The sequence below is a fragment of the Thermotomaculum hydrothermale genome (assembly GCF_016592575.1).
Classification (GTDB): domain Bacteria; phylum Acidobacteriota; class Holophagae; order Thermotomaculales; family Thermotomaculaceae; genus Thermotomaculum; species Thermotomaculum hydrothermale.
Genome location: NZ_AP017470.1, coordinates 2,221,621 through 2,233,881, shown reverse-complemented (window position 1 = coordinate 2,233,881; position 12,261 = coordinate 2,221,621). Strand labels below are relative to the sequence as shown.

General features: G+C 36.0%; 12 protein-coding genes. All 12 read right to left on the bottom strand.

Annotated features, from left to right (window positions below):
- Positions 1-17: 17 nt before the first annotated feature.
- Entirely contained in the window at positions 18-530 is a 513-nt protein-coding gene (locus TTHT_RS10355; RefSeq protein WP_201327908.1) for a hypothetical protein, read from the bottom strand.
- A 74-nt stretch (positions 531-604) separates the two neighbouring features.
- Complete coding sequence (locus TTHT_RS10350; protein ID WP_201327907.1) at positions 605-1,306, bottom strand: DUF2520 domain-containing protein; 702 nt, start codon at positions 1,304-1,306, stop codon at positions 605-607.
- Complete coding sequence (truB, locus tag TTHT_RS10345) at positions 1,303-2,172, bottom strand: tRNA pseudouridine(55) synthase TruB (RefSeq protein ID WP_236578220.1); 870 nt, start codon at positions 2,170-2,172, stop codon at positions 1,303-1,305. The genes TTHT_RS10350 and truB overlap by 4 nt, the downstream gene beginning before the upstream one ends.
- Entirely contained in the window at positions 2,165-3,124 is a 960-nt protein-coding gene (locus TTHT_RS10340; RefSeq protein WP_201327905.1) for a DHH family phosphoesterase, read from the bottom strand. The genes truB and TTHT_RS10340 overlap by 8 nt, the downstream gene beginning before the upstream one ends.
- Complete coding sequence (locus TTHT_RS10335) at positions 3,121-3,408, bottom strand: DUF503 domain-containing protein (RefSeq protein WP_201327904.1); 288 nt, start codon at positions 3,406-3,408, stop codon at positions 3,121-3,123. Before TTHT_RS10335 ends, TTHT_RS10340 begins: the two co-directional genes overlap by 4 nt.
- Positions 3,405-5,111: a translation initiation factor IF-2 gene (infB, locus tag TTHT_RS10330; protein WP_236578219.1), complete on the bottom strand. Its 1,707-nt coding sequence runs from the start codon at positions 5,109-5,111 to the stop codon at positions 3,405-3,407. The genes TTHT_RS10335 and infB overlap by 4 nt, the downstream gene beginning before the upstream one ends.
- A gap of 172 nt (positions 5,112-5,283) precedes the next feature.
- Positions 5,284-5,655, bottom strand: a complete 372-nt coding sequence (locus TTHT_RS10325; RefSeq protein ID WP_201327903.1) for a translation initiation factor IF-2 N-terminal domain-containing protein — start codon at positions 5,653-5,655, stop codon at positions 5,284-5,286.
- Positions 5,655-6,950, bottom strand: coding sequence for a transcription termination factor NusA (nusA, locus tag TTHT_RS10320; RefSeq protein ID WP_201327902.1), 1,296 nt, complete (start codon positions 6,948-6,950; stop codon positions 5,655-5,657). The genes TTHT_RS10325 and nusA overlap by 1 nt, the downstream gene beginning before the upstream one ends.
- Before the next feature lie 23 nt (positions 6,951-6,973).
- A complete protein-coding gene (locus TTHT_RS10315; protein ID WP_201327901.1) occupies positions 6,974-7,435 on the bottom strand; it encodes a ribosome maturation factor RimP in 462 nt (153 codons plus the stop codon).
- A gap of 186 nt (positions 7,436-7,621) precedes the next feature.
- Entirely contained in the window at positions 7,622-8,725 is a 1,104-nt protein-coding gene (gene mraY, locus TTHT_RS10310; protein ID WP_201327900.1) for a phospho-N-acetylmuramoyl-pentapeptide-transferase, read from the bottom strand.
- Positions 8,718-10,703: a UDP-N-acetylglucosamine--N-acetylmuramyl-(pentapeptide) pyrophosphoryl-undecaprenol N-acetylglucosamine transferase gene (locus TTHT_RS10305; RefSeq protein WP_201327899.1), complete on the bottom strand. Its 1,986-nt coding sequence runs from the start codon at positions 10,701-10,703 to the stop codon at positions 8,718-8,720. The genes mraY and TTHT_RS10305 overlap by 8 nt, the downstream gene beginning before the upstream one ends.
- Entirely contained in the window at positions 10,673-12,250 is a 1,578-nt protein-coding gene (gene murJ, locus TTHT_RS10300) for a murein biosynthesis integral membrane protein MurJ (RefSeq protein ID WP_201327898.1), read from the bottom strand. The genes TTHT_RS10305 and murJ overlap by 31 nt, the downstream gene beginning before the upstream one ends.
- Positions 12,251-12,261 lie beyond the last annotated feature (11 nt).

Here is a 12,261-nt window from a genome sequence, read left to right as displayed (position 1 = left end):
AGGTTATAGATTATATATTAATTTTCTGGATTTTCAATCTCTGTTTCAGCGTCAATTTTTTTCTTTTCTTCGTCTTCCTCTTCTTCCTCGGTATTTTTCTTCTTTCTTCCCTTCTTGGCTTTGGACTTTTCTTCATCCTCTGTTTTTTCTTCCTCTTTGTACTGGGATAGTTCTTCCTCTTCTATGTCAATAAACTGTGCCTCTTCCTTCAACTCTTCCTGCTTTATCTTTTCAATCAATTCTTCTTTTTCAGCAATCTTTTCCTCAATCCTTGCTATTCTTTCAAAAAACTCTTTATACTTTGCCTCATCAAGGTTGTCCTCTTTGGTGGCAAAGTACAAATAGCGTCCTAACTCTTTAAACACTGTGCCCATCTGGTGCTTTAAACTTGCTATTTCAAGCTTTAAATTAGAAACCTTCCACTTCCTCTGTGCCTCTTTTCTGATTCTTACTGATGTTTCTTTAATAAAATCAAGAGACTTTTCCATCAATTCTTTGGTTTTCTCTTTTGCTTTTTCCTTATCAACCATTTTTCTCCTCCTTATATGCTATTCCGACAATTTACATACGGAATACTTAAAGTCTATCAATAATTTATATCCAATCAAACATTTTTCAATACAAAATCACTTAAAAGCCTGTAAATCTCTGATAAATCTTCATCACTTTTCTTTAAAAATTCAATCTCTTTTAGAATAGTCTCCCTGTCTTTCCTCTTTGCTGGTCCCGTTAGAATATCCTTCAGATTTAAATTGTCGGCAACCTTTAAACAAACAGGATTTACAAGCCCATCCCTTATATCATTAAACTCAATCCCTGATTTTTCAAACAATTTTTCTGCAATCATTAGAGAAACAACAGGGAAGTTTGAGGCAAAAATACAGGCAATGTGGTAGTAAGCCTTTTGTTTCTCACTGATTTTTTTAATCTTCCCCTTCCACAACTTAACAAGATTTGAAAAATAGCCGAAAACAGATTTATCGCCCTGAAAAGTCCAGAAAATATTTTCAGGGAAAACACTTAACGGCTTTGAAAAGGAATAGGCAGGGTGAAGGGAAACAAGTTTATCTGTTTTTGCGTTTTCAAGAATTGAAGCAGGAAAAAACCCGCTGCAATGCACAAGAATATGATTTTTGCTTAAAAAAGGCTCAATCTCCCTTACCTTTTGTGAGATAAAAGAATCAGGGATAACAATCCAGACAATATCAGATTTTTCTATTGAATCTGCAATCTCTTCCCCAGAATTTTTTAATGAGTTAAACAGGGTTTGTCCCAATCTCCCGTTTCCAATAACAAAGTGCCTCATAATATTTCCCTTTTAAAAACCTTTTCTGGTTTAAGGATAACACCATTTTCCTGTTTTTTTACCTCGCATATTGACAGTAATTCCCTGAAAAAGGGAGAAAATACCCTAACTTTTTCACTTTCAACATCAAAGTTTGAAAGAAAAACCTCATTCCCTGAAAGAATTTTCTTTGTTTTTTCTTCATCAGGTACAATTGCGTCAAGATGGGGAAGAATATCTTTATGTGGAATAGCTTTTAAATTCTCAATATTTCCTGCATTTTCAACAGAGTAATTTCCTATTTTTGTTCTCCTTAAGGATTTTACATAGCAACCGCAATTAAGCATCTCCCCTAAATCCCTTGCAATTGAGCGGATATATGTACCTGTGCCGCAGGTTATCTCAACCTCTATTTCCGGGAAATTGTAAGACAAAATCTTTATTTCTTTTATATAAACCCTTGTTTTTTCAGGCTCAACCTTTCTTTCTTTTCTGTTTAATTTATAAAGCCTCTCCCCATTAACTTTTTTTGCCGATATAAAGGGGGGCAATTGCTCTATCTCTCCCTCAAAACTTTTTAAAGCATTAACAACTCTTTCATAAGGGATTGGGTTAACCTCAAACCTTTTTAAAACCTCACCTGTAATGTCATCAGTGTCTCTGAACTCACCTAAAACAAAGGTTGATTTATAGGTTTTCAAATACTGATGGAAGTAATCGGTAAGCCTTGTAAAATTTCCCGTGCAAACAATTAAAAGCCCTGTTGCAAAGGGGTCTAATGTGCCTGTGTGCCCGACCTTTTTTATCCCTAAACTTTTTTTTACATACCTAACAACATCAAAAGAGGTAAATCCTTCAGGTTTATCTATTAAATAAACATTATTCATCTTTTTCAAACTCTTTAAGCACAGTATCAAGCACCCTTGGCCATTCCCCCTTTACTGTGCACCCTGCGGCAAATTTATGCCCACCGCCACCAAGGTTTGCAGCAACTTTGTTTACTATTACCTTGCCCTTGCTTCTCAAAGAAACCTTGAATACCCCTTGTTCAACCTCTAAGAAGAACACCCCCACATCAACTCCCATAATCCCTCTCGGATAATTTGCAAAGTTTTCAGTGTCCCTTGAGGTGCAATTAAACCTTTCAAGGTCTTTGAGAGCCAAAACCCCATAGCAAAGATTAAAGTTTTTCATTTTTTTAACTTCAAGGTTTTCAAGGTAATAGCCTAAAAGCCTTGTTTTCTCAATTTTGTTGTTTCCGTAAACCTCATTGCATACAAGCTGATTATCAAGCCCTTTTGACATAAGGTAAGAGGCTACTTCAAATGTTGATTTCTTTACATTTGAATAGGCAAAACCACCTGTATCTGTATGAATTGCCGTGTAAAGTGAATTAGCAACATCGCTGTCAATTAAATTTTCAAAGTATTCTCTGAAAAAGATTGCGGCCATCTCTCCCACAGAAGACGCTTCAGGGTTAACAATGTTTAATTCAGCGTAAAACTTATTATCAGGGTGATGGTCAAAGTTTGCCCTTTCCCCATAGTTTTCAAGATTTATCCCGCTTCTTTCCATATTCCCGCACTCAAAGAGGATTACAGGGGATTGTTTGCAGTCAAAGGTATTTACAACTTTGAAATCTTTCACTTTTTTTAGAAAAAAATAGTTATGTGGTACTGGGTCAGCAACGATAAAAACTGCACTTTTCCCTAATTTTTCAAGGATAATCCCAAATGCAGACATTGTGCCAATACAATCTCCGTCTGCATTTTTATGGCCAACAAGTACAAAACCACTATGTTTATCAATAAATTGTTTCAATTTTTCAAACTCTTTCATCCCAATTCCTCAATGCTTGAATTTACAACCTCAAGCCTTCCGTCATTGTGAATAATATCTGAAATCTTCTCAAGTATCTTTGAATTCAGCTTGCCATCACTTGAAATAACGGCAAAACCTAAGAGTGTTCTCTGCCACTTGTTAGCATAGCCAAGCTCACTTATAGATACATTGAATTTAGACGAAATCGCCCCTTTTATACTGTTTAAAACAGCCCTTTTCTCTTTTAAAGAACGACTGCCTGTTATTATTGCGTCAATTATCAAAACCTGAACTGATATCATTTATCTAAGGTTTTCTTAACCTCAACATTGATGTATGCTTCTATTTCATCACCCTCTCTGATGTCTTTCAGGTTTTCAATTGACAATCCACATTCGTATCCTGCCTTAACTTCAGATACATCGTCTTTAAATCTCTTCAGGGATGAAATTCTTCCTTCATGAATAAGTATGTTATCTCTGTAAACCCTTACCATTGATTTTCTTGTTATGTATCCTTCCTGAACATAGCAGCCTGCAACAAATCCAACTTTAGGCACTTTGAATACCTTTCTTACTTCAAGCCTGCCTATTACCTCTTCCTTTATTTCAGGCTCAAGCATACCTTCAATGGCTGCCTTAATCTCATTTGTCAATTCATAGATTATGTTGTGGATTCTAATCTCAACACCTTCCTGTTCAGCAAGCTTCATTGTCTTTTTATCCGCCTTTACATGGAATCCAACAATAATTGCGTTTGATGCAGATGCGAGAAGAACATCGTTTTCTGTAATTGCCCCAACTGCTTTGTGAATAACATTTATCTTTACTTCAGGGTTAGAAAGTTTATTTAAAAGTGCATCAATAGTTTCAACTGAACCCTGAACATCACACTTTAAAACAATTGGGAGCTCTTTAACCTCTCCCTCTTCCATCTTCTTAAACAAATCTTCAAGGCTTAATTTTTTAGGCTGTGCCTGCTGTTTTGTTGATTCATCCCTTACCTTTTTAACTTCAGCAATCTCCCTTGCCACCTGCTCGTTCTGTACAACATAAAATTTGTCTCCTGCATCAGGGATTGTGTTAAAGCCTAAAACCTCAACAGGGGTTGATGGAGGTGCTTCCTTTACCTGTTTACCTAAATCGTTGAACATACCCCTGACTTTTCCGTAGGTGTATCCGCAGGTAAATGTATCCCCTCTCTTTAATGTCCCATTTTGAACAAGGACGGTGGCAACAGGGCCTCTTCCCTTGTCAATTTTTGCTTCAATAATATAACCCTTTGCCGGTCTGTCAGGATTTGCCTTTAATTCAAGTAATTCAGCAACTAAAAGAATGTATTCAAGCAATTCATCAATTCCCTGTCCGCTTTTTGCAGAAACAGGAACCGAAATAATATCGCCACCGTAATCCTCAACAACAAGGTCATGCTCAAGCAATTGCCTTTTTACCATGTCGGGGTTTGCTTCAGGCTTATCAATTTTGTTTATTGCCACAATTATGGCAACCCCTGCTGACTTAGCATGGTTTATAGCCTCAACAGTTTGAGGCTTAATTCCTTCGTCTGCGGCAACAACGAGAATAACTATGTCAGTAACATTTGCCCCTCTCGCCCTCATTTTTGTAAAGGCTTCGTGTCCCGGGGTATCAAGAAATGTTATCTTCTTGCCGTTAAACTCAACCTGGTATGCACCTATATGCTGTGTTATTCCACCTGCCTCCTTTGCAGTAATTCTACTGTGCCTTATTTTATCAAGGAGTGAGGTTTTTCCATGGTCAACATGCCCCATTAAGGTAACAATAGGAGGCCTTTCTTTTAATTTATCTTCAGGATCCGGTTTTTCAAGTTCAACAAGAGCCTCATGTTCATAGGGAATTTTTTCAACAAGGTAACCAAATTCCCCTGCAACTTCTTCAATAAGATCAAACTCTATCATTTGATTGGCGCCTGCATTTACCCCTTTTTCCTTTAACTTTGCCATCACTTCTTTTGTTTTTCTTCCAATTTTTGCAGCAAGTTGCCTTACAGTGGTAAACTCAGATAATTCAATTATGCCTAACTCTCCAGGTTCGTACTTTTTTTCTTCTTTTTTCTTAGCAACTACTTTTTCTTTTTTACTTCCTTTTCTTTTTTAGCTTCCTTTTTCTGCTTTTTCTCTTCTTTTTTAGGTTTTTCTTCTACTTTCTTTGTCTCTTTTTTAGGCTTTTTAGCCTCTTTCTTTTCAACTTTCTTTTCAGTTGCCTTTTTTTCTTTTTTGGTTTTGTTTCTTTCTTTTCGATTTTTTTAGATGGTCTGGAATCCTTTTTTTCTTCTTTTTCACCTTTTTTTACTGCTTTCTTTTTAGCAGCAGGTTTTTTGGTACCCTCTTTTTTGGTTTTTTTATCAGATTTATCACCCTTAAAGTGTTTAGTTACCTCTGCAACACTTTCTTCAGGTACCGAACTCATATGAGATTTAATTTCGTATCCTTCTGAATTTAAAAATTCAATTAATTCCTTATTTGAAACATTTAACTCTTTTGCTAATTCGTGCACTCTTTTTTTAGCCATTAGTTGTCCTCCCCGAGTAGTGCCTTTTTAGCCTGCTCTATCAATTTTTCAGCAGATTTTTCTCCTATACCTTCAACGGCGGATAATTCATCAACCGATGCGTCAGCCACATCCTGGATACTGGTAAAACCAGCTTCTTCCAGTTTTTCAATCTTTTTCTTACCTAACCCCTTCAACTCCTTCAAATCACCATGCTCTTCGTCGCTTCCTCCACCCATCTGTTTTTTTATTTCTTCTTTTTTATCCGCCTCACGCTTAACATCTATTGTCCAGCCTACAAGCTTGCTTGCAAGCCTTACATTCTGGCCGTGTGTCCCTATTGCAAGGGAATACTGGTCGTCTGAAACTATAACCTCAAGTCTTTTGGTCTCTCTATCTGCAATAGCTACCCTTAATAATTTGGCAGGGGATAGAGCATTTTCAGCGAATTTTTCAATGTCGTCTTCGTATTTAATTATGTCAACCTTTTCACCTTTTAATTCTCTCAATATAGCCTTAATCCTTGAACCGCCAACACCAACACAGGCTCCAATAGGGTCAATATCCGGTTCTGTTGAATAAACAGCAACCTTAGACCTTTCTCCCGGTTCTCTGACAATATTTTTTATAATAACAGTTCCCTCGTAAACCTCAGGAACTTCCATTTCAAACAGTTTTATTAAAAGTCTTGGATCAGTTCTTGAAAGTTGAACCTGTAAATCACCACCTTTGGCAACATCAACTATTACAGCTCTCACCCTATCTCCAACTGAGAACCTTTCCCCGGGGATTAACTGATCTCTTCTAATTACCCCCTCAGTTTTTCCTAAATCAACAACAACATTTCCCCTTTCAAACCTTCTTACCGGAACATTCACAACTTCGCCTATTCTCTCTTTAAACTCATTGTAAATGTGAAACCTTTCAAAGTCCTTGATTTTAGACATAATAACCTGCTTTGCAGCATTTGCTGCAATTCTGCCCATTGAATCTTTGTCTTTTTCAATCTTAATTGTTTCACCTATCTCAGCATCCTCTTTGTAATTTTTTGCATCTTCAAGGGAAATCTGAGTTTTAGGGTCTTCCACCTTGTCAACAACCTCTTTCAAAGCAAAAACTCTGATTTCCCCCGTCTCATCATTGATTTCCACCTCAAACTCTGAATCATTTTTAAAGTACTTCCTTGCAGCAGAAATCATTGCTTCTTTGAGCATTTCAATTATCAATTCGTACTCAATGTTTTTGTCGTGCGCAAGCTGATGCATTGCGCTGATAAAGTCCTTTGGTGAAGGCTGTGCGCTACTTCTTCTCGGCATAATTAACCTCTCTTAATTTATTTTTAGAATTTTATTTCTCTCTTCAGGTTTGCTTTTTTTATCTGAGGAAGGGGAACCTTAAATTCTCCGTCATCTGTTTCTACAACAACATTATCTTTTTCGTCAACTCCCCTTAAAATTCCCTCTACTTTTTTTCTTCCGCCAATGTCTCCCTTAAACTGAATCCTTATTTTTTCGCCAGCAAATCTTTCAAAATCCTTTTTCTTTCCAACAACCCTATCAATTCCAGGGGAAGAAACTTCCAAAGTGTATGAATGGGGGATTAAATCTTCCACATCTAACTCATAGCTTATTTGATTGCTTATCTTCTGGCAATCTTTTATAGTTACCCCACCGTCTTTATCTATATAAATTCGCAGAATCCATCTCTTTCCTTCGGGAACAAACTCTACAAAAACAAGTTCCATTCCTTCGTTTGTTATTATTTCTTCTGCAAGTTGTTCAACCTTTTTTAAGTAATCCATACCTTTACCTTCTTTTAAAAACTAAAAAAAGTGAGGTTTCCTCACTTTTAATAGAAAAATGCCGTCGCTTTAAAGTTTGCCACAATTAGCCATTTTGTCAAGGGTAAAATATGATTAAGAACTACATCAAATTTAATGCTTCAAGCTTGCAAAATTTAAAAAGAAAAAACATTCAACTTTATTTTTCTATCTGATTTTAAGTGAAAGTAAACCAATAAGAGCAAGGATAACTGAAATTAGCCATAGCCTTACAACTGCCTTTGGTTCTGCAATGCCTTTGTGGGTTAAAGTGTGGTGGTAGGGTGCCCTGTAAACAATTCTTCTCCCTATTTTAGAGCCTATTTTTTCCTGCAGGAGAGAGGTAAATATTTCAAAAACAAACAATCCCCCTACAATTAAAAAAAGAAATTCCTGCTTTAAAAAGAAGGCAACCATTCCTATTACACTTCCAATTGCAAGGGAGCCTGTGTCCCCCATAAAGACTTCTGCAGGATAGGTATTAAACCATAAAAACCCAACAATCCCCCCTATCAAAATTGAGCAGAATATTACAATCTCTTCACTTCCTGGAATATAAGGGAAAAGAAGGTAGCCTGAGAGGATTTTATTTCCAATAACATAGGCAAATACTGTGTAAACACCTATGGTTAAAACAGAGGTGCCGGCAAGAAGCCCATCCATTCCATCAACAATGTTTACTGCATTTATTATGGAAAACATTGTAAAAACAATGAAAATTCCAAAGATAAAATCTGGAAGTGCAAGTATCGGATTTTTATAAAATGGGATATAGATTAAAGTTTTTAAACCTTCCTGCATTGGATTTAAAGTGGATAGATAAAAAACAGCAAAGGGAATAATAAAGGCAAAAAGCATTACAGTTTTGCCCATTTGAGACAACCCTGAAAGAGAGGATTTAAACCTGACCTTTAAAAAATCATCAATAAAGCCAACAAAACCTGTATATAGAAAACCAATTAATAAAACAATTACATAGGTATTTCTAAAATCTCCCCAGAAAAACAGGGAAAAAATTGTTGATATAATTATCAACAGCCCGCCTGCTGTGGGAGTGCCTTTCTTTGAGAAAGATGATACATCCGCTTCCCCTGAAGTATCTTTCATCCCCTTTTTATATAGAAAAACAATAAAATCAGAACCGTAAATCAGGCAGAATAATAAAGAAAATACCATTCCCATTAACGCCCTGAAGGTTATGTAATTTATTAACCTGAAAAACCCAAAGTCTATGCCGTTTGCGTGTAAAAGTTCTATTAGTAGTTTAATCATTTTTTCCCTCTAATATTTTAAGAGTTTTGAAATACTTTTCCCTTACACTGTAAACAGGTTTAAACTCAGAGGTTGTTATAAGCATTTTCTTTAAAAAAACTGTAAGCTTTTCAATATCAGAAAAACTGGAATAGTCTATTGCAAGCCTTACCGCATCAAGCAAGGCCTCTCTAATTCTCACATTTTTATGGGTTAAAAATCTCTTATTCAATTTTATAAAACTATCCTCATCAAGTATAAAAGCAGATGCTTTAATGCTTTCGGCAATCACCTCAAAACTTTCAAATCTTTTATCTAAATTTTCAAGAATTTTTTTCTTTATATTATCACTTGCTGAAAGTTCTTTATAAAAACGCCTGAAAAGTGCAATAGCCTCTCTCCTTGCCTCAAAGTAAGAATCGTTTAAACCTGATTCAATAATATTTACAAACTCAGGGAAAAACTTTTCTGATTTTCTAAAGGCAATAAGTGTATTTCTCCTTAAATATCCTTTAAAATTTTTAAAGTTTTGCCATAGGAAGGAGTAATACTTTTCAAGCCTCAATGCCCCAACAAGCTTTATCCCCTTGTTTACAGTCATAAAATCCTTTGACTGCAAAAACTCCTCAACCTTTATGCTGTAAAACCTTGCATAAAGGTTTTTTCCCCTATCTGAGGAAGGTATTGCATCAAGGTACCTTACAAGATTATCAAAGTATCTTTGAAATTTAACAAATTGAGGCTCAAAAACTCCTGTTAAAAAGTTAATCTCATCATCTTCCCCATTAAGAAGTTTGGTAACGGTTTCAACAATTATCTCTTCACATTTCGGGAAAAATAGTGATTTTGCAATTTTCCCCATCTCCTCTCTCTTTTCCTTGTTTTCAAGCATTGTTTTTAAAAGAGAGAGAAACTCATTCTTTTCTATAAACTCATCACCGTTTTTCCTCTTTTCAAACAATACCTCGCAAGCCTCTTTTTCAGCAATACCTATTGCGTTTAACTCCTGATGGTCTCCTGGAAGCCCCCTTTTAGGAACGAGGATTGAAGCTTTGCCTAAAGCGAGAATTTCAGATATGGCACCAGCCCCAGCCCTTGAAATTATCAAGTCTGCTGCCTTTTGCCAGTCAAAGATATTATCTATAAACCTTTTTCCAGTGTAAAAAACCTCATTACCTTTATAGGCTTTTATCTCATCGTCTTTAACCTCAATTTCTAACCCTGATTTTTTTAAAATACTAAGTGTATCTTCAAAGGCATTGTAATAATTTGAAGTGTTTAAACCTATTGAATGCACAAAAAAAGTATTTTTAAATTCAGACAACTCCTTGATTGAAGCTGCAACAAGCCTGTTTAAAGTCCTTGCCCCCAATGAACCGCCAGTTATTAACACAATATTCTTATCCCTTGAAAAGCCCAACTTTTCCTTGAAATCTTCACTATTGTAATCTTCAAGGTACTGGCTTCTAACAGGATAGCCTGTATATACCGATTGATTGCTCCAGATAAAGTAAGAACTCTCTTTAAAGTTAACAAAAACAGTATCTGCAAATAAGGAAGCAACCTTGTTTAACAAACCGGGCACAAGGTTTTGCTCGTCCAAAACAATCCTGTGTTTTAAAAACGGCTTTAACAGAAATCCTGCAACAATAACCGGTGCAGAGACATAGCCGCCGGCACCAACAATTAAATCAGGTTTAAACTTTACTATTTTTCCTATAGATTGAAGCACTCCCACAGAAATTGACAAAAGTGCCTTAAACTTATTTAATCCAGATTTCCCTGCAAAGGGGGAAGTTTTTATAAATTCAAGGGGGATATTTTGCTTGGGAACAATTACCTCTTCCGCCTTACCTTTAAGCCCGAGATAAAGTGTTTTCTCAACCTCAAAGTGCTTTTTCAAAATATTGTAAATTGCTATACAGGGGATTACATGGCCTGCTGTGCCCCCTCCTGTAAGCAATACTTTTATCTTTTTAATTGCTTTTTCATCAACCATAGCACTCCCGCAAAATACAAAATAGAAAATACTCCGCCTAAACCTATAAAAGAGGCGTAAAAGAAAAATCCCTTAAAACCTGTTATGAAATATTTTAATACAAAAAGGGATAGCGAGTAAGGAATAAGTGCAAATATTATTTTGGGCAAACCTTTAAAATTTTCTCTTTTCAATTTAATCCCAAAGTTGGATAGAAAGTAATAAAGGATTACAACCTGAATATACATAGAAATTGCTGTTGCAAGTGCAATTCCCCCCTGCTTTAAACTTGTTCTGTAAAGAATAAAGTCAAGTACAATATTGAAAACTGCCCCAACAATAGAGGCAATCAAGGGAAATGTATTGTTTTCAAGAGATGAGTAAGCCCTTCCTAAAACCGCAATAGTGCCCATAGGGAGAAGGGCAAGGGAATAGTAGAAAAATGCCTTTGAGGTTAAAACAAGAGAGTGAGTCCCGAAATTCCCCCTTTTGTAAAAAACAGTAATAATTTCATCCGGGAAAACCATAAAAAAAACTGTAATGGGAAGGAGAATAGCAATATTTATAAGCAATCCCCTTGCTATTAATATAGAAAACTCTTTATTGTCCCTATTCCCTTTTAGCCTTGAAAACTCCGGGGCAAGTGCCCTTGACAGTGCAAGAGAAAAAAAAGCAAAGGGAAGGTGAATTATTCTAAAACTGTACCATAGGGAAGAAATTGCACCGCTTCCAACCAATGACGCAACAAGCCTGTCAACAATCTCAACGCTTTTATTGACAATGGAAAGGGCAAATATCTTCCCCCCCTCAAAAAGTGAGGAGTTAAATTCCTCTTTTGCATTAACTCGCCCTTTTTCTCCACCGCTATTTCCAATTGAAAAATAAACCTTAAAGGCAAAAGGCACCTGAATTAAAAAGAAAAGCAAAGCCCCTAAAAGGTATGCGTAGACTATGGATATCTCCCCTAATTTTTTATAGAAAAGAACTAAAAATCCAATTGTGCCAACATTCATAAAGGCGGGGGCAATGGCATAGATAAATGATTTTTCATTAAACAATAGAAAAGCACCTAATAGAGTGGCAAAGGCAATAAAAAACAAAAAAGGTATAAGTTTATAGCCAAACTTAACTGCGTATTGGTAGGAGTCTCCCTTTAAACCAGGGGCTATTAAGGAAATCAATTGGGGGACAAAGATATAAATCAAAAGACAGGCAAAGATTGATGTAAAAAATGTAAAAACAATTACCCTTACAAAAAAACTCTTTGCAGAATCAATCTCCCCCTGTTCTTTCAATCTTTTAAACCTGGGCATAAAAGCCCTTTCAAACATCTCTTCCCCTAAAACCCTTCTGAATAGGTTGGGAATTGTAAATGCCACAACAAAGGAATCAAAGGCTTTACCTGCACCAAAATAATTGGCGGTTACAATCTCCCTTAAAAGCCCTAAAATCCTTGAAAACAATGTGCCTAAAGAAATCAATACTCCGCTTTTTACAATCTTTTTATTCATAATGTGTATTGTATCACAAAACCTTGATTTAAAAGGATTAAAGCAAAAATCAGGCATACTACTTGCTT